Annotated in this window: 1 protein-coding gene; it reads left to right on the top strand. The window is 73.6% G+C overall.

All coding sequences use genetic code 11. The features are described 5' to 3' along the window. The first annotated feature begins 192 nt into the window (after positions 1 to 192). A complete protein-coding gene (locus ACK1X7_RS18350; RefSeq protein ID WP_413115360.1) occupies positions 193 to 25,005 on the top strand; it encodes a type I polyketide synthase in 24,813 nt (8,270 codons plus the stop codon). Positions 25,006 to 25,043 lie beyond the last annotated feature (38 nt).

Genomic DNA, 25,043 nt, shown 5'->3' with positions numbered 1-25,043 from the left:
TCCTTGTCGCCACCGGAATTCTCATGCACTCTGGTGAATTAAGCGTGGCCATTGCCCGCTGCCCCCGGATACGGGACCCCAAAGGGATGATAGGGGTCCATAGGGGGTTTGAAGGGGTTTCTAGCCGCCCTGCCCTGTGTAAAGCTGACGTACGGTCTTGGTGTTATGTCTGCGAGGGTAATGGGGCGCGCGATGGTGAGTGAGTCCGTGGATTTCACGCCCGAGCACACCGAAATGGGGGGCACGAGCCCCGAAGGAGCGTCCCCGTGGCGGGACCGGCTCGCCCAGCTCCCCGAGGCCGAGCGCGCCGAGGCCCTCACCGCCTGGGTCGGCGAGATCGTCGAGCAGGCCCTCAAGGACAAGGCGCCGGATCTGCTCGACCCCGAGCGCCCCTTCCTCGACCTGGGCTTCGACTCCCTCGCCACGGTCGATCTGCACGCCCGGCTGACCGCCGCCACCGGACTGCGGCTGCCGGTCACCCTAGCCTTCGACCACCCCACCCCCGCCGACCTCGCCCGCCATGTGCGCGCCGAACTGCTCGGTGAGAACGACGGCCCCGACGCGTCATCGGCCGACGCCACAATGGGCCCGATCGCCGCCGACGAGCCCATCGCCATTGTCGGAATGAGCTGCCGATTCCCCGGTTCGGTCAGCTCTCCCGAAGAACTGTGGGAAATCGTCGCGGGCGGAAAAGACGTCATCTCCGAATTCCCGGTGACCCGGGGCTGGGATCTCACCGGGCTTTACGACCCCGACCCGGACAAGGCAGGCAGCAGCTATACCCGCGAAGGCGGATTCCTGCACGACGCCGATGAGTTCGATCCGGCGTTCTTCGGCATTTCGCCGCGCGAGGCCCTCGCGATGGATCCGCAGCAGCGGCTGCTGATGGAGACCTCCTGGGAGGTCTTCGAACGCGCCGGTATCGACCCCGCGACCCTCCGGGGCGGCCGGGCCGGTGTGTTCGTCGGCGCCGAGACCCAGGACTACGGCCCCCGGCTGCACGAGGCCGAGCAGGGCTTCGAGGGCTATCTGGTCACCGGCAACGCCGCCAGCGTCGCCTCCGGCCGGATCGCCTACACCTTCGGCTTCGAAGGCCCCACCGTCACCGTCGACACCGCGTGCTCCTCCTCGCTGGTCGCGCTCCACCTGGCCGTCCAGGCGCTGCGCGCGGGCGAGTGCACCATGGCGCTCGCCGGTGGCGCGGCCGTCATGGCCAACCCCGGCTCGTTCATCGCCTTCAGCCGCCAGCGCGGCCTCGCGGCCGACGGACGCTGCAAGCCGTTCGCCGCCGCCGCCGACGGCACCGCCTGGGGCGAGGGCGTCGGCATGCTGCTCGTCGAACGGCTCTCGGACGCCCAGAAGAACGGCCACCGGGTCCTCGCCGTCGTCCGCTCCACCGCCATCAACCAGGACGGCGCCAGCAACGGCCTCACCGCCCCCAGCGGCCCCGCCCAGCAGCGCGTCATCCGCCAGGCCCTCGCGGGCGCCGGACTGTCCTCCGGTGAGGTCGACGTCGTCGAGGCCCACGGCACCGGTACGACGCTGGGCGACCCCATCGAGGCCCAGGCGCTGCTCGCCACCTATGGCCAGGACCGGGAGGCGGACCGGCCGCTGTGGCTCGGCTCGCTCAAGTCCAACATCGGCCACACCCAGTCCGCGGCCGGTGTCGGCGGCATCATCAAGATGGTCATGGCGATGCGCCACGGCGTCCTGCCGCGCAGCCTGCACATCGACGAGCCGACCCCGCATGTCGACTGGACCGCCGGTGACATCGAGCTGCTGACCGAGGCGCGGCCGTGGCCGGAGAGCGACCGCCCGCGCCGCGCGGGCGTCTCCTCGTTCGGCATGAGCGGCACCAACGCCCACGCCATCATCGAACAGCCTCCGGCCGAACAGCCCCCGGCCGAACAGCCCTCGGCCGAACAGCCCTCGGCCGAACAGCCCTCGCTCGACGGCGGGGAGCGGAACAAGACCGAGGACCCCGATGGCGAGGGCTCCGCGGAACCCGCCGTCCTGCCCTGGACCCTGTCCGCGAAGACCACCGACGCCCTCCGCGGCCAGGCCGAGCGGCTGCACACGCTGCTGGAGGCCGACCCCGAGCTCGCCCTCACCGACATCGGCCACTCCCTGGCCACCACCCGCGCCACCTTCGAACAGCGCGCCGTGCTCCTCGCCGGCGACCGCGACGGCTTCCTCGCCGCCCTGCGCACCCTCGCCGAGGACGGCGACGCGCCGACCGTCGTGCGCGGCGCCCCCGCAGCCGGAAAACTCGCCCTGCTCTTCACCGGACAGGGCAGCCAGCGCCTCGACATGGGCCGCGAGCTGTACGGCGCCTACCCCGTCTTCGCCGAAGCCCTCGACGACGCCTGCTGGTACCTCGAGGAACAGCTCGAACACCCGCTGCTCGACGTGCTCTTCGCCGAGGAGGGCAGCCCCGAGGCCGCCCTCCTGGACCGCACCGACTACACCCAGCCCGCCCTGTTCGCGATCGAGGTCGCGCTGTTCCGGTTGGCCGAGTCCTGGGGACTGCGCCCCGAACTGCTCGCCGGACACTCCATCGGCGAGCTGGCCGCGGCCCATGTGGCCGGGGTGCTGTCCCTGGAGGACGCCGCCGCGCTGGTGGCGGCCCGTGGCCGGCTGATGCAGGAGCTTCCGGCCGGTGGCGCGATGGTCGCGGTGCAGGCTTCGGAGGACGAGGTACTGCCGCTGCTCGCCGGACGCGAGGACCGGATCGGTATCGCCGCCGTCAACGGCCCCCACTCCGTCGTCGTCTCGGGCGAGGAGGACGCGGCGCTGGAGATCGCGGCGTCGTTCGAGGAGCGGGGGCGGAAGACCAAGCGGCTCACCGTCAGCCACGCGTTCCACTCCCCGCTGATGGACGGCATGCTCGCCGAATTCCGGCGCGTCGCCCAGGTGCTGGACTACGCACCGCCGCGCATCCCCGTGGTCTCCACCGTCACCGGGCGCGTCGCCACCGCCGAGGAGCTGTGCTCGCCCGAGTACTGGGTACGCCATGTCCGCGAGGCCGTCCGCTTCCTGGACGGTGTGCGGACACTGGCCGACAAGGGCGCCACCACCTTCCTGGAGCTCGGCCCCGACGCCGTGCTCACCGCCATGGCCCAGGACTGCCTGCCCGACGCCGACGGCACCGCGTACGCCGCCACGCTGCGCGGCGGACGCCCCGAGGCCGAAACGCTGACGGCGGCCGTGGCGCTCGCGTACGTCCGGGGCAAGAAGGCCGACTGGGCCGCCCCGTACGCCACCACCGGCGCCCGCACGATCGACCTGCCCACCTACGCCTTCCAGCGCCAGCGGTACTGGCTCAACGCCCCGGCCCCGGCCCTGGCCGGACCGGCGGAGGCCGCCGCGTCGGGCTCGGCGGTCGACGGGCGGTTCTGGGATGTGGTGGAGCGCGGGGATGTGGCCGCGTTGGCTGCGGAGCTGGCGGTGGATCCGGGGGTTTCGCTGGGTGAGGTGCTGCCCGCGTTGTCGTCGTGGCGGCGGCAGGAGTCGGTGCGGTCTGCGGTTGATGGCTGGCGTTACCGGGTGTCGTGGAGGCCGGTGACGGAGCGGTCGGCGGCCGGGGTGTTGGGCGGCTGCTGGGTGGTTGTGGTCCCGGTGGACGGGGCCGGGGGTGTGTGGGCCTCGGGTGTGGTGCGGATGCTGGCGGGGCGTGGTGTGGATGTGCGCGTGGTCGAGTCGGACGCGGCGGACCGCGCCGGGATCGCGGATGAGCTGCGTGCGGCGGTGGGCGACGCCTCGGTGACGGGTGTGGTGTCGCTTCTTGCGGTGGGCGACGCCTCGGTGACGGATGTGCTGCGGACGGCCGCGTTGGTGCAGGCGTTGGGTGATGCGGGTGTGGGTGCGCCGTTGTGGGTGGCGACGCGGGGCGCGGTGTCGGTGGGGCGTTCGGACGGTGTGGTGAATCCGGGTCAGGCGTTGGTGTGGGGTCTTGGCCGGGTGGCGGCGTTGGAGCTGCCGGAGCGGTGGGGCGGTCTGGTCGATCTGCCGGAGTCGGCGGATGAGCGGGTGCTGGGGCGGTTGGCGGGTGTGCTGGCCGGGGCCGGTGGCGAGGACCAGGTCGCGGTGCGCGGCTCGGGTGTCTTCGGACGCCGGCTGGTGCGGGCGGCAGTGGCGGGTTCGGCAACGGGTTCGGCCTCCGAGGGCTCCTGGTCCCCGGGTGCCGGGTCGGTGCTGGTCACGGGCGGCACGGGCGCGTTGGGGGCGCATCTGGCTCGCTGGCTGGTGGAGAACGGTGCCGAGCATGTGGTGCTCACCAGCCGTCGGGGGCTGGCTGCCCCGGGTGCGGTGGAGCTGCGGGATGAGCTGGCGGCCTCGGGCGCTCGGGTGACCGTTGCCGCGTGTGATGTGGCGGACCGGGACGCGCTCGCGGAGCTGCTGGCCGGGCTTCCGGAGGAGCTTCCGCTGACCGCCGTGGTCCATGCGGCCGGTGTGCTCGACGACGGCGTACTGGACTCGCTCACGCCCGAGCGGTTCGCCTCGGTGCTCCGGGCGAAGGCCGATGCCGCCCGCCATCTGGACGAGCTGACGCGCGACCTGGACCTTACGGCGTTCGTCCTCTTCTCCTCGATCACCGGATCGGTGGGTGCCGCCGGGCAGGGCAACTACGCTGCTGCGAACGCCTACTTGGACGCGCTGGCGGAGTCGCGCCGTGCGGAGGGGCTGCCCGCCACCTCGATCGCCTGGGGCCCGTGGGCCGAGGGCGGCATGGCCGGTGACGACGCCATGGAGCGGCGGATGCGCCGCGAGGGCATGCCGCCGATGGCGCCCGAATCCGCCGTTGCCGCCCTGCGGCAGGCGCTGGACCTCGATGACACGGCCGTGACGGTCGCGGACATCGACTGGGAGAACTTCACCCGCACCCTCACCGCCGTACGGCCGAGCCCGCTGATCGCCGAACTGGCGGCGGCGGAGGCCGGGCCGCGCGCCGCGACCGGCGCCGAGACCGGAAAGGTCGTCACCGACGCCGACTCCGCCACTCCGCTCGGCGAGCGGCTGCGCGGCCTTCCCAAGGCCGAACAGGACCGTGCGCTGCTGGAGTTGGTGCGTACGCAGGTGGCGTCGGTGCTGGGGCATGGCAGGGCCGAGGCGGTGGAGGCCGGACGGGCCTTCAAGGAGCTGGGCTTCGACTCGCTGGCCGCGATCGAGCTGCGCAACCGGCTGAACGCGGCGACGGGCCTGCGGCTGGCCGCCACGCTCATCTACGACTACCCGAACGCCACCGCTCTCGCCGACCATCTGCGGACCGAGCTGGTGGGCGCGGATGCTGGGGTGAGTGGTGGTGTGGCCACGCCTGCGGTCGCGGTGGCCGATGATCCGATCGCGATCGTGGCGATGAGCTGCCGTTTCCCGGGTGGGGTGCGGTCGCCGGAAGAGCTGTGGCAGTTGCTGACGGCCGGTGGGGACGCGATCGCGGAGTTCCCGTCCGACCGTGGCTGGGATCTGGCGGGGCTGTACGATCCGGACCCGGACCGTCAGGGGACGTCGTACGCGCGTGAGGGTGGTTTCCTCTACGACGCCGGGGACTTCGACGCGTCGTTCTTCGGCATTTCGCCGCGTGAGGCGCTGGCGATGGATCCGCAGCAGCGGTTGCTGCTGGAGACGTCGTGGGAGGCGTTCGAACGCGCGGGCATCGACCCGGCCACGCTGCGCGGCAGCCGTACCGGTGTCTTCGCGGGCACCAACGGACAGGACTACGCCGCCCTCGTCTCCACCCCGCCCGAGGGCCTGGAGGGCCATCTGGGCACGGGAAACGCGGCGAGCGTGGTGTCCGGCCGGGTGGCGTACACCTTCGGTCTCGAGGGCCCGGCGGTGACGGTGGACACGGCGTGTTCGTCGTCGCTGGTGGCCCTGCACATGGCCGTTCAGGCGCTGCGTGGTGGCGAGTGCACGATGGCGCTCGCGGGCGGCGTCACGGTGATGTCCACGCCGGAGGCGTTTGTCGACTTCAGCCGTCAGCGCGGGCTGGCGGAGGACGGCCGGATCAAGGCGTTCGCGGCCGGTGCGGATGGCACCGGCTGGGGCGAGGGCGTCGGCATGCTGCTGGTCGAGCGGCTGTCGGACGCGGAGAAGAACGGCCACCCGGTGCTGGCGGTGGTGCGGGGCTCCGCGATCAACCAGGACGGTGCGTCGAACGGTTTGACGGCGCCGAATGGCCCGTCCCAGCAGCGCGTCATCCGGCAGGCGCTGGCCGGTGCGGGCCTGTCGGCCGGTGATGTGGATGTGGTCGAGGCGCACGGTACGGGTACGACGCTGGGTGACCCGATCGAGGCGCAGGCGCTGCTGGCCACGTACGGCCAGGAGCGGGATGCCGAGCGGCCGTTGTGGCTGGGCTCCATCAAGTCCAACATCGGTCATACGCAGGCCGCCGCCGGTGTCGCGGGCATCATCAAGATGGTGCTGGCGATGCGGCATGGGGTGCTGCCGCAGACATTGCATGTGGATGAGCCGTCGCCGCATGTGGACTGGTCGGCGGGCGCCGTCGCGCTGCTGACCGAGCAGGTGGAATGGCCGGAGGCCGGCCGCCCGCGCCGTGCGGGCGTGTCGTCCTTCGGGCTCAGCGGCACCAACGCGCACACCATCATCGAGCAGGCCCCGGCCCCGGCCCTTCCGGTCGCCCCGGCCGAGGAGCCCGCGCCGCGTGCTCTGCCCGCGCTGCCGTGGCTGCTGTCGGCCAAGGACGGTCAGGCGCTGCACGCCCAGGCCGCACAGCTCGCCACCCACCTCCGCACCCACCCCGAACTGAGCGCGACCGACCTCGCCTTCTCCCTCGCCACCAGCCGTGCCGCGCTGGAACGGCGCGCGGCGCTCATCACCACTGACCGCGAGTCGTTCCTCGCGGGCCTGGACGCGGTGGCGCGTGGCGAGTCCGCCCCCTCCGTGGTCGAGGGGGCGGTTGCCGAGGGCAAGGTGGCGTTCCTGTTCACGGGGCAGGGGAGTCAGCGGCTGGGGATGGGGCGTGAGTTGTATGACGCCTATCCGGTGTTCGCGGATGCGTTGGATGAGGTGTGTGCGCATCTGGAGCTGTATCTGGAGCGGCCGCTGCGGGATGTGCTCTTCGGGGATGACGCGGAGGCGCTGGATCGGACGGGGTTCACTCAGCCCGCGCTGTTCGCGGTCGAGGTGGCGCTGTTCCGACTGGTCGAGGCGTGGGGTCTGACACCGGACTTCCTCTCCGGGCACTCCATCGGTGAGTTGGCCGCGGCGCATGTGGCGGGTGTGTTGTCGCTGGCGGATGCGGCGAAGTTGGTGGCGGCGCGTGGGCGGTTGATGCAGGCGCTGCCTGCCGGTGGCGCGATGATCGCGGTGCAGGCTTCGGAGGACGAGGTCACGCCGCTGCTGACCGAGCGGGTGTCGATTGCCGCGCTGAACGGGCCCACGTCGGTCGTGGTCGCGGGTGATGAGGACGAGGCTGTCGCGATCGCGGCGGGCTTCGAGGCGCAGGGCCGTAAGACCAAGCGCCTCACGGTCAGCCACGCGTTCCACTCGCCTCGCATGGACGGCATGTTGGACGCGTTCCGCGAGGTTGCGGAGGGGCTGTCGTACGAGGCCCCGAGCATCCCGATCGTCTCCAACCTCACCGGTGGCGTGGTGTCCGCCGAGGAGATCACCAGCCCCGACTTCTGGGTGCGCCACGTCCGCGAAGCCGTGCGCTTCCTCGACGGTGTGCGGACGCTGGAAGCGGAGGGTGTGACGACCTTCGTCGAGCTGGGCCCCGATGGCGTGCTCTCCGCGATGGCGCAGGAGTGCGTGACCGGCGAGGACGCCGCGTTCGCCGCCGCACTGCGGAAGGGGCGCGCGGAGGCCGAGTCGGTGACCGCCGCCCTCGCCCTGCTGCATGTCCGGGGCCAGTCCCTGGACTGGGGTGGCTATTTCGAGGGCACCGGGGCCCGGCGGGTCGAGCTGCCGACGTACGCCTTCCAGCGCACGCGGTACTGGTGGGAGGAGGCCCCGGCGGCGGAGGCCGCCGTGTCCGGCGGTGCCGTTGACGGGCGGTTCTGGGATGTGGTGGAGCGCGGGGATGTGGCCGCGTTGGCTGCGGAGCTGGCGGTGGATCCGGGGGTTTCGCTGGGTGAGGTGCTGCCCGCGTTGTCGTCGTGGCGGCGGCAGGAGTCGGTGCGTTCGGCGGTTGATGGCTGGCGTTACCGGGTGTCGTGGAGGCCGGTGACGGAGCGGTCGGCGGCCGGGGTTCTGGGTGGCTGCTGGGTGGTTGTGGTGCCTGCCGGTGAGGCGGGGGGCGTGTGGGCCACGGGTGTGGTGCGGATGCTGGCGGGGCGTGGTGTGGATGTGCGCGTGGTCGAGTCGAATGCGGTGGACCGCGCCGGGATGGCGGAGGAGCTGCGTACGGCCGTCGTGGGCGGTTCGGTGGCGGGGGTGTTCTCCCTGCTGGCCACGGCCGATGGTGAGACGGGTCTGCTGCGGACGGCCGCGTTGGTGCAGGCGTTGGGTGATGCGGGTGTGGGTGCGCCGTTGTGGGTGGCGACGCGGGGCGCGGTGTCGGTGGGGCGTTCGGACGGCGTGGTGAATCCGGGCCAGGCGTTGGTGTGGGGTCTTGGCCGGGTGGCGGCGTTGGAGCTGCCGGAGCGGTGGGGTGGTCTGGTCGACCTTCCCGAGACGGCCGACGAGCGTGCGCTCGGGCGGCTGGCGGGTGTGCTGGCCGGGACCGGTGGCGAGGACCAGGTCGCCGTTCGCGGCTCGGGCGTCTTCGGACGACGGCTGACGGAGGCTTCCGGGGCCCGGACGCCGGACGACGAGGGCTGGCGGCCCTCGGGTTCGGTGCTGGTGACCGGCGGCACGGGCGCGCTGGGTGCGCATCTGGCTCGCTGGCTGGTGGAGAACGGTGCCGAGCATGTGGTGCTCACCAGCCGTCGGGGGCTGGCTGCCCCGGGTGCGGTGGAGCTGCGGGATGAGCTGGCGGCCTCGGGCGCTCGGGTGACCGTTGCCGCGTGTGATGTGGCGGACCGGGGCGCGCTCGCGGAGCTGCTCGCGTCCACACCGGCCGAGTTCCCGCTGACCGCCGTCGTGCACGCGGCCGGTGTGCTGGACGACGGACTTGTGGAAACGCTGGACGCCGAGCGCCTGGAGCGCGTGGTGCGCGCCAAGGCCACCTCCGCGCGGAACCTCCATGAGCTGACGCGCGACCTGGACCTTACGGCGTTTGTCCTCTTCTCCTCGTTCGCCGGATCGATCGGCGCCGCCGGGCAGGGCAACTACGCTGCTGCGAACGCCTATTTGGACGCGCTGGCGGAGCTGCGCCGTGCGGAGGGGCTGCCCGCCACCTCGATCGCCTGGGGCCCGTGGGCCGAGGGCGGCATGGCCGCCGACGAGGCGCTGGAGCGGCGGATGCGCCGTGACGGTGTGCCGCCGATGGCGCCCGAGTCGGCGCTCACCGCGCTGAGGCAGGCGCTGGACCTCGATGACACCGTCGTGACGGTCGCGGACATCGACTGGGACCGGTTCCTGGCCGAGTTCACCGCCGTACGGCCGAGCGCGCTGTTCGGCGAGGTACGGGCCGCGCGTCCGGCGCCGGCCGCCGAGGGCGCGCCGCGCATGGCCGCCACCGCCGGGACCGGCACACTGGCGGAGCGGCTGTCCGGTCTGACGGACAACGAGCGCGCGCAGACGCTGCTGGAGCTGGTGCGTACGCAGGTCGCGTCGGTGCTGGGGCATGGCGGGGCCGAGGCGGTGGAGGCCGGACGCGCCTTCAAGGAGCTGGGCTTCGACTCGCTCACCGCCGTCGAACTCCGCAACCGGCTGAACGCGGCGACCGCCCTGCGGCTGCCCGCCACGCTCATCTACGACTACCCGAACGCCACCGCCCTCGCCGACCACCTCCGCACGGAGCTGCTGGGCGCGGACGCTGCGGTGGCCGGTGGCGTGGCCGCGCCTGCGGTCGCGGTGGCCGATGATCCGATCGCGATCGTGGCGATGAGCTGCCGTTTCCCGGGTGGGGTGCGGTCGCCGGAAGAGCTGTGGCAGTTGCTGACGGCCGGTGGGGACGCGATCGCGGAGTTCCCCACCGACCGTGGCTGGGATCTGGCCGGGCTGTACGATCCGGACCCGGACCGCCCGGGCACGTCGTACGCGCGTGAGGGTGGTTTCCTCTACGACGCCGGGGACTTCGACGCGTCGTTCTTCGGCATTTCGCCGCGTGAGGCGCTGGCGATGGATCCGCAGCAGCGGCTGCTGCTGGAGACGTCGTGGGAGGCGTTCGAGCGCGCGGGCATCGACCCGGCCACGCTGCGCGGTCAGCAGATCGGTGTCTTCGCCGGGACCAACGGCCAGGACTATCTGTCACTGCTGATGCAGGCGCCCGAGGGTCTGGAGGGCCATCTGGGCACGGGCAACGCGGCGAGCGTGGTGTCGGGGCGGGTGGCGTACACCTTCGGTCTCGAGGGCCCGGCCGTCACCGTCGACACGGCCTGCTCGTCGTCGCTGGTGGCGCTGCATCTGGCGGTGCAGGCGCTGCGGCAGGGCGAGTGCACGATGGCGCTCGCGGGCGGCGTCACGGTGATGTCCACCCCCGAGAACTTCATCGACTTCAGCCGTCAGCGTGGCCTTGCCGCCGACGGCCGGATCAAGGCGTTCGCCGCCGGGGCCGATGGCACCGGCTGGGGCGAGGGCGCGGGCATGCTGCTCGTGGAGCGGCTCTCGGACGCGCGGCGCCAGGGGCACCCGGTGCTGGCGGTGGTGCGGGGCTCGGCCATCAACCAGGACGGTGCGTCGAACGGTTTGACGGCGCCGAATGGCCCGTCCCAGCAGCGCGTCATCCGGCAGGCGCTGACCAGCGCCGGGCTGACGACCGGCGATGTGGATGTCGTCGAGGCACACGGCACCGGTACGACGCTGGGTGACCCGATCGAGGCGCAGGCGCTGCTGGCCACCTACGGGCAGCAGCGGGATGCCGAGCGGCCGTTGTGGCTGGGCTCCATCAAGTCCAACATCGGTCATACGCAGGCCGCCGCCGGTGTCGCGGGCATCATCAAGATGGTGCTGGCGATGCGGCATGGGGTGCTGCCGCAGACATTGCATGTGGATGAGCCGTCGCCGCATGTGGACTGGTCGGCGGGCGCCGTCGCGCTGCTGACCGAGCAGGTGGAATGGCCGGAGGTCGGCCGTCCGCGCCGCGCCGGTATCTCCTCGTTCGGTATCAGTGGCACCAACGCGCACACCATCATCGAGCAGGCCCCGGCTCTTCCCGCCGCACCGGCCGAGACGCCCGAGCGGAACGGCCTCGATGGCCTCCTGCCGTTCGTCCTGTCCGCCAAGAACACCGAGGCGCTGCGGGAGCAGGCCGCGCGGCTGCACACCCACCTCTCGTCGCGGCCGGAGTCGGCGCCGCTCGACATCGCCCACGCCCTGGCCGTCGGCCGCGCCGCCCTGGAGCGGCGTGCCGTGGTGACCGTCGGCGACCGGGACGAGCTGCTGCGGTCGCTCGACGCGGTGGCACGTGGCGAGTCCGCCCCGTCCGTGGTCGAGGGGACGGTTGCCGAGGGCAAGGTGGCGTTCCTCTTCACGGGACAGGGGAGTCAGCGGCTGGGGATGGGGCGTGAGTTGTATGACGCCTATCCGGTGTTCGCGGATGCGTTGGATGAGGTGTGTGCGCATCTGGAGCTGTATCTGGAGCGGCCGCTGCGGGATGTGCTCTTCGGGGATGACGCGGAGGCGCTGGATCGGACGGGGTTCACTCAGCCCGCGCTGTTCGCGGTTGAGGTGGCGCTGTTCCGGCTGGTCGAGGCGTGGGGTCTGACACCGGACTTCCTCTCCGGGCACTCGATCGGTGAGTTGGCCGCGGCGCATGTGGCGGGTGTGTTGTCGCTGGCGGATGCGGCGAAGTTGGTGGCGGCGCGTGGGCGGTTGATGCAGGCGCTGCCTGCCGGTGGCGCGATGATCGCCGTCCAGGCGTCCGAGGACGAGGTCACCTCGCTGCTCACCGAGCGGGTCAGCATCGCCGCGCTCAACGGCCCGGCCTCCGTGGTCATCGCGGGTGACGAGGACGAGGCTGTCGCGATCGCGGCGGGCTTCGAGGCGCAGGGTCGGAAGACCAAGCGGCTCACCGTCAGCCACGCGTTCCACTCGCCGCGCATGGACGGGATGCTGGACGCGTTCCGCGAGGTTGCGGAGGGGCTGTCGTACGAGGCCCCGAGCATCCCGATCGTCTCCAACCTCACCGGTGCCATCGTCTCCGCCGAGGAGATCACCAGCCCCGACTTCTGGGTGCGCCACGTCCGCGAGGCCGTCCGCTTCCTCGATGGCGTCCGCACATTGGAAGCCCAGGGCGTCACCACCTACCTCGAACTCGGCCCCGACGGCGTGCTCTCCGCGATGGCGCAGGAGTGTGTGACCGGCGCGGACACCGCCTTCGCCGTCGCGCTGCGCAAGGACCGCCCGGAGGCCGAGGCGCTGCTCTCGGCCGTCGCGCGGGCGCATGTCCGTGGGCTGACGCCGGACTGGGCGACCGTCTTCGCCGGTGCGGGCGCCGCTCCCGTGGACCCGGCCGAGCTGGCTGTGTTGCCCACGTATCCCTTCCACCGCCAGCGCTACTGGCCCAGCGCCGCCGCCCTCGCGGCGGGCGACCCCGAGTCGATCGGGCTGGGCGACATCGACCATCCGCTCCTCGGCGCCGCCGTCGCGCTCGCCGACGCCGATGGACTCCTGCTCACGGGTGTGCTCTCCACCCGTACGCACCCCTGGCTGGCCGATCACGCGGTCATGGGCACCGTGCTGCTGCCCGGTACGGCCTTCGTCGAGCTGGCCGGCGCCGCCGGCGCCCAGGTCGGCTGCGAGCGGCTGGACGAACTGACCCTGGAAGCCCCGCTCGTGCTGCCCGAGCACACCGGGGTGCGGGTGCAGCTCGTCGTGGACGGGCCGGACGAGTCCGGCCGCCGTTCCTTCAGCCTGCATTCGCGTCGACAGGACGCGCTCGGGACCGAGCCGTGGACGCGCCACGCCACCGGTGTGCTCGCGCCCGGCGCCCGGATCGCCGAGTCCGGCGAGCCCGATGAGCTGGCCGTATGGCCGCCGCAGGGTGCGACGCCGATCGCCGTCGAGGGGCTGTACGAGGAGCTGGCCGGGGCGGGTCTCGGCTACGGGCCGGTGTTCCAGGGGCTCAAGGGCGCCTGGCGGCTCGGCGAGAACCTCTACGCCGAGGTGGGCTTCACCGAGGACGCGCCGCTGACGTCGGGCGCCGAGGCCGAGCGGTTCGGGCTGCACCCGGCCCTGCTGGACGCCGCGCTGCACGTCATCGGCCTCGACAGCGCCGACCGCGAGGCGGCGCTGGCCGAGGGCGCGCTGCTGCCGTTCGCGTGGAACGGCGTTCAGTTGCACGCGGCCGGGGCCGGTGCGCTGCGGGTGCGGCTGTCCGAGCGGCCGTCGAACGCGGTCTCGCTGCTGGTGGCCGACGGTACGGGCCGCCCGGTGGCCACGGTCGAGTCGGTGGCGCTGCGGGCGGCCTCAGCCGATCAGGTCCGCGCGGCGCGCGGCGGGCTGCACGAGTCGCTGTTCCGGCTGGACTGGACGGCGGTTCCGGCGCCCGCGACGGGCGCGGCCACGGGCGACTGGGCGGTGCTCGGTGCGGACGCCGGTCAACTGGCCTTGCTGGAGGGCGCGTTCGGGTCCGGGGTCCGGCTGGCCGCGTATCGCGATCTGTCGGTGCTGCGGACGGCCGTGGCGGCCGGGGCACCCGCGCCCGACACCGTCCTGCTGGCCGGTGCCGGTGCCGCTGTGGGTGCCGGTGCCGCTGTGGGTGCCGGTGCCGCTGTGGGTGACGGTGCGGCTGTGGGTGCCGGTGCGGCGGCCGTGTACGAGGCCACGCGGACCGCCCTCGCCCTGCTCCAGGAGTGGCTGGCCGATGAGCGGTTCGCCGCCTCGCGGCTGGTGCTGCTGACCCGGGGCGCGGTGGAGACCGAGCCGGGGGCGGGCGTGGCGGATCTGCCGTACGCCGCCGTACGCGGTCTGTTCCGCTCCGCGCAGTCGGAGAACCCCGGCCGTCTGGTGCTGCTGGACGTGGACGGCGAGGAGGGCTCGTACCGTACGGTGCCCGCCGCGCTCGGCGTTGACGAGGCGGAGCTGGCGCTGCGCGCGGGCGTGGCGCTCGCGCCCCGGCTGGCCCGGGTGCCGGTCACCGAGAACACCGCCGACACCGACGCGGATACCGCCACCGAGAACACCGCCGACACCGACGCGGATACCGCCACCGCCCCCTCGTACGACCCCGACGGCACCGTGCTGATCACCGGCGCCACCGGAACCCTCGGCGGCCTCTTCGCCCGCCACCTCGTCTCCGCCCACGGCGTACGGCGACTGCTGCTGGTCAGCCGCCGTGGCGCCGACGCCGACGGCGCCGAGGAGCTGGCCGCCGGCCTCACGGCGGCCGGTGCCACCGTGACCTGGGCGGCCTGCGATGTGGCGGACCGGGACGCGCTCGCCGCGACCCTGGCCGCCGTCCCGGCCGAGCATCCGCTGACCGCCGTGGTGCACACGGCGGGCGTCCTGGACGACGGCATCCTCGGCTCGCTGACGCCCGAGCGGGTGGCGCGGGTGCTGCGTCCCAAGGTGGACGCGGCGCTCAATCTGCATGAGCTGACCCGCGGCCACGAGCTGTCCGCGTTCGTGCTGTTCTCCGGTGCCGCCGCCGTGTTCGGCGCGCCCGGACAGGCGAGCTACGCCGCCGCCAACTCCTTCCTGGAGGCGCTCGCCCAGCACCGGGTGGCCCAGGGGCTTCCGGCCACCGCGCTGGCCTGGGGCCTGTGGGGCGGTGCGGGCATGGGCAGCGGCCTTGACGAGGTCGACCTGCGGCGCATCGCACGTGGCGGGGTCGCCCCGATCGCCGCCGACGAGGGGCTCGCGCTCTTCGACGCGGCCCGCGCCGACGGCGCCGCCGTGCTGTTCCCGATGCGGCTCGACTACGCGGGACTGCGCACCGAGGCCACCGCGACCGGCACCGTCCCGGCGCTCTTCCGCGGCCTGGTGCGGACCCCGGTCCGGCGGGCCGCCGCCGCGGCTGTCACCGCCGACGGCTCCTCGCTCGCCCAGCGGCTGGCCGGGCTCGCCCGGCCCGAACAGGACCGTGAGCTGCTGGAGCTGGTGTGCGGCCGGGTCGCCGCGGTGCTCGGTTACGCGGGCCCGGACGCGGTCGAGGCCGGGCGGGCGTTCAAGGAGCTGGGCTTCGACTCGCTGACCGCCGTCGAACTCCGCAACGACCTCAAGACCGTCACCGGACTGCGGCTCCCGGCCACGCTCGTCTTCGACTACCCGACCCCCACCGCCCTGGCCGGTCATCTGCGCGAGGAGCTGCTGGGCGCCGAGGAGACCACGGCGCCGCTCGTCCCCGTACCTACGGGCGCGGCCCCGGCGGTCGACGACGACCCGATCGTCATCGTCGGCATGAGCTGCCGCTACCCCGGCGGGGTGCGCACCCCGGAGGAGCTGTGGGAGCTCGTCGCCACCGGCGGCGACGGCATCTCCGGCTTCCCCGTGGACCGCGGCTGGGACCTCGACGGTCTGTACCACCCGGACCCCGACCACGCGGGCACCTCGTACACCCGCGAGGGCGGCTTCCTGCACGACGCCGCCGACTTCGACCCGGACTTCTTCGGCATCTCGCCGCGTGAGGCCCTGGCCATGGACCCGCAGCAGCGGCTGCTGCTGGAGACGTCGTGGGAGGCGTTCGAGCGCGCGGGCATCGACCCGGCGACCGTGCGCGGCAGCAGGACCGGCGTGTTCGCGGGCGTCATGTATCACGACTACGTGACCGGGCTCGACGGCATCCCCGACGGTGTCGAGGGCTACATCGGCACCGGCAACGCGGGCTCCATCGCATCCGGCCGGGTGGCGTACACCTTCGGTCTGGAGGGCCCGGCGGTCACCGTCGACACGGCGTGTTCGTCGTCGCTGGTGGCGCTGCACTGGGCGATCCAGGCGCTGCGCGCAGGCGAGTGCACCATGGCGCTGGCCGGCGGTGTGGCGGTCATGGCCACCCCCGAGACGTTCATCGACTTCAGCCGTCAGCGCGGCCTGGCCACGGACGGCCGGTGCAAGTCGTTCGCCGCCTCGGCGGACGGCACGGGCTGGGCCGAGGGCGCGGGCATGCTGCTCGTGGAGCGGCTCTCGGACGCGCGGCGCAACGGCCACCCGGTGCTGGCGGTCGTGCGGGGCTCGGCCATCAACCAGGACGGCGCGTCCAACGGTCTGACGGCGCCCAACGGTCCGTCCCAGCAGCGTGTCATCCGGCAGGCGCTGGCCGCCGCCGGGCTGTCGGCGGGCGATGTGGACGCGGTCGAGGCGCACGGCACCGGTACGACGCTGGGTGACCCGATCGAGGCGCAGGCGCTGCTCGCCACCTACGGCCAGCAGCGGGACGCGGAGCGGCCGTTGTGGCTCGGCTCCATCAAGTCCAACATCGGTCATACGCAGGCCGCCGCCGGTGTCGCGGGCATCATCAAGATGGTGCTGGCGATGCGCCACGGTGTGCTGCCGCAGACGCTGCACGTGGACGCGCCCTCGGCCAATGTCGACTGGGAGGACGGCGCCGTCTCGCTGCTCACGGAGCGGATGGAGTGGCCGGAGACCGGCCGTCCGCGCCGGGCCGGTGTGTCGTCGTTCGGCATCAGTGGCACCAACGCGCACACCATCATCGAGCAGCCGCCGGTCGCCGAGGACCACGAGGACGGGGCGGCGCGGCCCGCCGCCGTACCGCCGGTGCTGCCGTGGCCGCTGTCGGCCGTGGGCCGGGACGCGCTGCGCGACCAGGCCCGCCACCTGCGCGACCGGCTGCGCGCCGACTCCGCCGACTCCGCTGACGAGGACGTGGACCTGGCCGCCATCGGCTACACCCTGGCCGCCGGGCGCACCACCTTCGAGGACCGCGCGGTGCTGGTGGCCGACGGCCGCGACGGTTTCCTGCGCGCCCTGGAGGCACTGGCCTCCGGTGAACCGGCCACGGGCCTGGTGCAGGGCTCGCCGGTGGCCGGGAAGCTGGCCTTCCTGTTCACGGGGCAGGGCAGCCAGCGGCTGGGGATGGGGCGTGAACTGTATGACGCCTATCCGGTGTTCGCGCAGGCGCTGGACGCGGTGTGTGCTCACCTGGACGCGCATCTCGAACGGCCTCTTCGCGAGGTGCTGTTCGGGGATGACGCCACGACCCTGGACCAGACCGGATTCACCCAGCCCGCTTTGTTCGCGGTCGAGGTGGCGCTGTTCCGGCTGGTGGAGGCGTGGGGGCTGCGGCCCGACTTCCTCTCCGGGCATTCGATCGGTGAGCTGGCCGCCGCGCATGTGGCGGGTGTGCTCTCGCTGGCCGATGCGGCGAAGCTGGTGGCGGCTCGTGGCCGTCTGATGCAGGAGCTGCCTGCCGGTGGCGCGATGATCGCCGTCCAGGCGTCCGAGGACGAGGTCACCCCGCTGTTGAGCGAGCGGGTCTCGATCGCCGCGCTCAATGGGCCCACCTCCGTGGTCATCGCGGGCGACGAGGACGCGGCCGAGCGGATCGCGGCGGACTTCGAGGAGCGGGGCCGTAAGACCAAGCGCCTCACCGTCAGCCACGCGTTCCACTCCCCGCGCATGGACGGCATGTTGGAGGCGTTCCGCGAGGTCGCGGCGGGTCTGACGTACGAGGCCCCGCAGATCCCGATCGTCTCCAACCTCACCGGCGCGGTCGTCTCCGCCGAGGAGATCACGACGGCCGACTTCTGGGTGCGCCACGTCCGCGAGGCCGTCCGCTTCCTCGACGGTGTCCGCACCCTCGAGGCCCAGGGCGTCACCACCTACCTCGAACTCGGCCCCGACGGCGTCCTGTCCGCCATGGGCCAGGACTGCCTCACCGAGGGCGACGCGGCCGCGGCCTTCGTCGCGGCCCTGCGCGGTGGCCGCCCCGAGGCCGAGACCGTCACCACCGCCCTCGCCGCGCTTCAGGTCCGGGGCGTGGCCCTGGACTGGGAGGCGTTCTACGCCGGAACCGGTGCGCGGCGCGTGGAGTTGCCGACGTACGCGTTCCAGCGGCGGCGCTACTGGCTGGACGTGCGGACCTCCGCCGCCACCCCCGACGCCGCCACGGCTCAGGACGCGGTCGACGCCCGCTTCTGGGAGGCCGTCGAGCGCGCGGACCTGGCCTCGCTCGCCGAAACCCTGAACCTCGGCACCGAGGACAACGGCGCGCTGGAGGCCCTGCTGCCCTCGCTGTCGTCGTGGCGGCGGCAGCAGTCGGAGCGTTCGACGGTGGACGGCTGGCGCTACCGGGTGTCGTGGAAGCCGGTCACCGACCGCTCCGCCGCGTCCCCGAGCGGCCGTTGGCTCGTGGTGGTACCGGCCGAGGCGGCCAAGGACGCCTGGGTCGCGGGTGCCGTACGGATGCTGAACGAGCGCGGTGCCGACGTACGCCGCATCGAGCTGACCGCCGCCGACGACGACCGCGCCGCGGTGGTCGAACGGCTGGCCGGAGTCATCGGCGACGAGCCCGTGACCGGTGGCGTGCTGTCCCTGCTGGCCCTCGCGAACGGTCCGGCCCTCGCGAACGGTCTGGCCCCTGCGGATGGTCCGGCCCCCGCCAACGGTCCGGCTTCCGCTGACGGCGACGCGCTGCTGCGGACCGCCGCGCTGACGCAGGCCCTCGGCGACGCGGGCATCGGCGCGCCGCTGTGGGTGGCCACGCGGGGCGCGGTGGCCGTGGGCCGTTCGGACGGTGCGGTCAGCCCGGAGGCGGCGCGGCTGTGGGGTCTGGGCCGGGTGGCGGCGCTGGAGCTGCCCGAGCGCTGGGGCGGTCTGGTCGACCTCCCGGAGACCGCCGACGAGCGTGCGCTGGGGCGCCTGGCCGAGGTGCTGGCCGGTGCCGGTGTCGGTGTCGGTGGCGGTGTCGGTGGCGGTGTCGGTGGCGAGGATCAGGTCGCGGTGCGGGCGTCGGGTGTGTTCGGACGTCGGCTCGTACGGGCCACCGCGTCGTCCGGTGACACATGGACGCCGGGCGCCGGTACGACCCTGGTCACCGGCGGTACCGGCGCGCTGGGTGCGCAGGTGGCCCGCTGGCTGGTCGCGGGCGGCGCCGAGCATGTGGTGCTCACCAGCCGCCGTGGCCTGGACGCCCCCGGCGCCGTCGAGCTGCGCGATGAACTCGTCGCCTCGGGCGCCCGGGTGACCGTCGCCGCGTGCGATGTGTCCGACCGGGACGCGCTCGCGCGGCTCCTCGCCGACATCCCGGCCGAGCTGCCGCTGACCGCCGTGGTGCACACGGCGGGGGTGCTGGACGACGGCGTACTGGACTCGCTCACCCCCGAGCGCTTCACATCCGTACTGCGCGCCAAGGCGGCCGCCGCGGCCCATCTCGACGAGCTGACGCGCGACCGGGAGCTGTCGGCCTTCGTTCTGTTCTCCTCGATCAGTGGCACGTTCGGCGCCGCGGGGCAGGGCAACTACGCCGCCGCCAACGCCTATCTGGACGCGCTGGCCGAGCGGCGCCGCGCCCAGGGCCTGCCCGCCACCTCGATCGCCTGGGGCCCGTGGGCCGAGGGCGGCATGGCCACGGACGGGACGCTGGAGCAGCGTCTGCGCCGGGGCGGACTGCCCCCGATGGACGCGGAGTTGGCGATCGGCGCGCTTCAGCGGGCGCTCGACCTCGATGACACCGTGGTCACCGTCGCGGACATCGACTGGGACCGGTTCGCACCGGACTTCACCGCCGCCCGGCCCAGCCGCCTGTTCGCGGACCTCCCGGAGACCCGCGCGGCGGCGGAGGACACCGCCACCGGGACCGCGGTCGACGGCTCCTCGCTCGCCGCCCGGCTGGCCGGGCTCGGCGAGGCGGAGCGCGACCGGCTGCTGTTGGACCTGGTCCGCACGCAGGTGGCCGCGGTGCTCGGACACGACGGCTCGGAGTCCATCGCCGCCGACCGCGCCTTCGGCGAGCTGGGCTTCGACTCGCTGACCGCCGTCGAGCTGCGCAACCGGCTCGGTGCCGCCAGCGGTGTCCAACTGCCCGCGACCCTGGTCTTCGACTACCCGACGGCCACCGCCCTCGCCGGCTATCTGCGCGGTGAACTCATCGGGGCGAGCACCGACATCGCCACCGCCACCGCCGCCGGGACCTCGCAGCCCGCGGCAGTGACGGCCGCGGCCGATGACGACCCGATCGCGATCGTCGCGATGAGCTGCCGCTTCCCGGGCGGGGTGCGGACGCCCGAGGAGCTGTGGCAGTTGCTCACCGCGGGCGGGGACGCGATCGCCGAGTTCCCGGCCGACCGCGGCTGGGACCTGGACGCGCTCTACGACCCGGACCCCGACCGGCGGGGCACCTTCTACGCACGCGAGGGCGGTTTCCTCTACGACGCGGGCCACTTCGACGCCCCGTTCTTCGGGATCTCGCCGCGCGAGGCCCTCGCGATGGACCCGCAGCAGCGGCTGCTGCTGGAGACCTCCTGGGAGGCGTTCGAGCGCGCGGGCATCGACCCGGCGACGCTGCGCGGCACCTCCGCCGGTGTCTTCGTCGGCTCCAACGGACAGGACTACGACGCCTCGCTGCACACCGTCCCCGAGGAGGTCGAGGGCTACCTGGGCACGGGCAACGCGGCCAGCGTGGTCTCCGGCCGGCTCGCGTACACCTTCGGTCTGGAGGGCCCGGCGGTCACCGTCGACACGGCCTGCTCGTCGTCGCTGGTGGCGCTGCACTGGGCGATCCAGGCGCTGCGCCAGGGCGAGTGCTCGCTCGCGCTCGCGGGCGGTGTGACGGTCATGTCGAGCCCCGGCGCGTACATCGAGTTCAGCCGTCAGCGCGGGCTGGCTCCGGACGGCCGCTGCAAGGCGTTCGCGGCGGGTGCGGACGGCACCGGCTGGGGCGAGGGCGTGGGCATGCTGCTCGTGGAGCGGCTCTCGGACGCCCGCCGCAACGGCCACCCGGTGCTGGCGATCGTCCGTGGCTCGGCCATCAACCAGGACGGCGCCTCCAACGGTCTGACCGCCCCCAACGGCCCCGCCCAGCAGCGGGTCATCCGCCAGGCGCTGGCCGGTGCGGGCCTGTCCGCCGCCGAGGTGGACGCGGTCGAGGCCCATGGCACCGGCACCCGGCTCGGCGACCCGATCGAGGCGCAGGCGCTGCTGGCCACCTACGGCCAGGAGCGGGACGCGGACCGGCCGCTGTGGCTCGGCGCCATCAAGTCCAACATCGGCCACACCCAGGCCGCCGCCGGTGTCGCGGGCATCATCAAGATGGTGCTGGCCATGCGCCACGGTGTGCTGCCGCGCACCCTGCACGTGGACGATCCGTCGCCGCACGTGGACTGGTCGGCGGGCGCCGTATCGCTGCTCACCGAGCAGACGGAGTGGCCGGAGACCGGCCGTCCGCGCCGCGCGGGCGTCTCCTCGTTCGGCTTCAGCGGCACCAACGCCCATACGGTCCTGGAGCAGGCCCCGGTCCACGACGAGCCGGCCGACAGCACACCGCACAGCCCGCTCGTACGGCCCGATGTGGTGGCCTGGCCGCTGTCGGCCAAGGGTGAGGACGCGCTGCGGGCCCAGGCCGAGCGGCTGCGCGCCCACCTCGAGGCCGACACCGGGCTCGGCGCGGTGGACGTGGCGTACTCCCTGGCCACCACCAGGTCCGCCCTGGAGCACCGCGCGGTGGTCCTCGGCCCGGACCGGGACCGGCTGCTCGCGGGCCTCACCGCCCTCGCACGCGGCGAGTCCGCCGCCCAGTTGGTCCGGGGCGTGCCCGCCGAGGGCCGCACCGCCGTGCTCTTCACCGGGCAGGGCAGCCAGCGGCTCGGCATGGGCCGTGAGCTGTACGAGGCGAGCCCGGTCTTCGCGGAGGCGCTGGACGCGGTCTGCGCCGAGCTGGACCGGCACCTCGAACGGCCCCTGTACGACGTGCTGTTCGGGGACGACAAGGAATCGCTGGACCGTACCGGCTTCACCCAGCCCGCCCTGTTCGCCATCGAGGTGGCGCTGTTCCGGCTGGCCGAGGCCGCCGGGCTGCGGCCGGACGTCCTGGCCGGGCACTCCATCGGCGAGCTGGCCGCGGCGCATGTGTCCGGGGTGCTGTCGCTGGAGGACGCCGCCACTCTGGTGGCCGCCCGCGGCCGGCTGATGCAGCGACTGCCCGCCCGTGGCGCGATGGTCGCGCTCCAGGCGGCCGAGGACGAGGTCGAGCCGCTGCTGACCGAGCGCGTCGGCATCGCCGCGCTCAACGGGCCGGCCTCCGTGGTCATCGCGGGCGACGAGGACGCGGCGCTGGAGATCGCGGCGTCGTTCCAGGCACGGGGCCGCAAGACCAAGCGGCTCACCGTGAGCCACGCGTTCCACTCCCCGCTGATGGACGGCATGCTCGCCGACTTCCGCAAGGTCGCCGAGGGGCTGACATACCGCGCGCCGCGCATCCCGATCGTTTCCACGGTCACCGGCCGGCCGGTCGCCGACGAGCTGGGCATGGCCGCCGACTACTGGGTGCGCCATGTCCGCCACGCCGTCCGCTTCCTCGACGGTGTCCGCGCCCTGGAGGCGCAGGGCGTCACCACCTACGTCGAACTCGGCCCGGACGGGGTGCTGTCCGCCATGGCGCAGGACTGCGTCACCGCCGGAGGCGACGGCGCCGAAGAGGTGGCCTTCGTGCCCGTGCTGCGCGCCGGGCGCCCCGAGGCGGAGACCCTGACCGCCGCCGTCGCCACGCTGCATGTGCGGGGCGCGGCCGTGGACTGGGAGGCGCTGTTCGCCGGGACCGGCGCCCACCGCGTCGAGCTGCCCACCTACGCCTTCCAGCGGCGCCGCTACTGGCTGGACGGTACCTCGCGGCAGGCGTCCGGCGAGGCGGCCACGGCCGTCGACACGGCCGGTGCCCGGTTCTGGGAGGCGGTCGAGAGCGACGACCTCGCCTCGCTGTCGGACGTGGTGGGCATCGACGTGGACCAGCCGCTCAGCGCGCTGCTCCCGGCGCTGTCCGCGTGGCGGCGCCGCGAACGCGAGCAGTCCGCGCTCGACGGCCGGCGCTACCGCGTCACCTGGAAGCCGCTGGAGGAGCCGCGGCTCGCCGCCGCCCCCGGTGTCTGGCTGGTCGCCGAACCGGCCGCGGCCGCGGGCCACGCCGACACCGTGCGGCGTGTCGTGGCCGCGCTGGCCGACCGGGGCGCCGACATCCGGAGCGTCAGCATCACCCCGTCCGCAGACGGCGGGGACCTCGACCGGGAGGCGCTGGCCGACCGGATCCGCCGGGCGGCGGCCGAGGAGCCCGTGCACGGTGTGCTGTCGCTGCTCGCGCTGGACGAGCGCCCGCACCCCGACCACCCCGCCGTGCCCACCGGGCTGCTGCGCACCGGAGTGCTGGTGCAGGCGCTCGGGGACGCGGGCCTGGACGCCCCGCTGTGGTGCGCCACCACCGGCGCCGTCTCCACCGCCGCATCGGAACCGACCGGCAGCGCCGCACAGGCGCAGCTCTGGGGCCTGGGCCGGGTGGTGGCGCTGGAGCACCCCGAGCGCTGGGGCGGTCTGATCGACCTGCCCGCGACGCTGGACGAACGGGCCGCCGACCGCCTGGCCGGTGTGCTCGGCGGACACGGCGACGACCACGAGGACCAGTTGGCGATCCGTACGGCCGGAATCCTGGCCCGCCGCCTCGCCCACGCCGAGTCCACCCCGGCCACCGGCGCGCCCTGGCGGCCGCGAGGCACGGTCCTGGTCACCGGTGGCACCGGCGCGCTGGGCGCCCATGTGGCCCGCTGGCTGGCGGAGAACGGCGCCGAGCGTCTGGTGCTCACCAGCCGCCGGGGCCCCGACGCCCCCGGCGCCACCGAGCTGAGCGACGAACTCGTCGCCTCCGGAGCCCAGGTGACCGTCGCCGCCTGTGATGTCACCGACCGGGACGCGGTCGCCGGGCTGCTGGCCCGGATCCGAGACGAACACCCGGAGCAGCCGCTCACCGCCGTCGTGCACACGGCGGGCGCCGGGCAGTTCGCACCGCTCGCGGAGACCACCCCGGCGGAGGTCGCCGATGTGGTCGCCGCCAAGGTCGCGGGCGCCGCCCATCTGGACGCGCTGCTCGGCGACACCGAGCTGGACGCCTTCGTGCTCTTCTCCTCGATCGCCGCGGTGTGGGGCAGCGGTGGCCAGGGCGCCTACGCGGCCGGAAACGCCTTCCTCGACGCGCTGGCCGAACAGCGCCGGGCCCGCGGCCTGACCGCCACCTCCGTGGCCTGGGGCCCGTGGGCGGACGGCGGACTCGTCGCCGACGACGAGGCGGCCGAGCAACTGCGCCGCCGCGGCCTGCCGGTGATGGCCCCGCACTCCGCCATCGCCGCCCTCCAGCAGGCGCTGGACCGGAACGAGACCGTGGTGACGGTGGCCGATGTCGACTGGGACCGCTTCGCCCCCACCTTCACCGCCGCCCGCCCCCGCCCGCTCATCGCCGATCTGCCCGAGGTCCGCGCCGCCCTGGCACCGGACCCGGCGCAGGGCGCGGACGGCGGCACGGCCGACACATCGGCGGAGTCCCTGCGGCAGCGGCTCACCGGGCTCACCGGGTCCGAGGCCGACAAGGTCCTGCTCGACCTCGTCCGTACGGAGGTCGCCGCCGTCCTCGGGCACGACGACACCACGGCCGTCCAGGCGGGCCGGGCCTTCAAGGAGCTGGGCTTCGACTCCCTCACCGCCGTCGAACTCCGCAACCGGCTGAATGCGGCCACCGGGCTCCAGCTCACCGCCACCCTGGTCTTCGACCACCCGACGCCCAGCGCGCTGGCCGATGTGCTCCGCGCCGACCTGCTCGGCGAGGACACCACACCCGAACTCCCGGCCCTCGCCGAAATCGACAAGCTGGAATTCGCCCTTTCCCACGTCTCCGACGACGCGACGGAACGCGAACGGGTCACGGCCCGCCTCGAAGCGCTGCTGCGGACATGGAACGAGACCGAGAGCGCGGCGGGCACCGACGGCGGCGAGGACGATGAACTCGCCCTCGACGCCGCCTCCGCCGAAGACATCTTCGACATCATCAACAATGAATTCGGAAGGTCCTGACGTGATGACCGCCCTCAATTCAACTGACCTCAGGAGGT

Source organism: Streptomyces sp. CY-1 (assembly GCF_047218265.1).
GTDB classification, from domain to species: Bacteria; Actinomycetota; Actinomycetes; order Streptomycetales; family Streptomycetaceae; genus Streptomyces; species Streptomyces niphimycinicus.
The sequence above is the reverse complement of the archived record's forward strand: the minus strand, read 5'-3'. Positions and strand labels throughout refer to the sequence as shown.

Bases quoted from the DNA above. Each gene is read 5' to 3' on its own strand.
- ACK1X7_RS18350 (WP_413115360.1), top strand. From the start codon at position 193: ATGGTGAGTGAGTCCGTGGATTTCACGCCCGAGCACACCGAAATGGGG.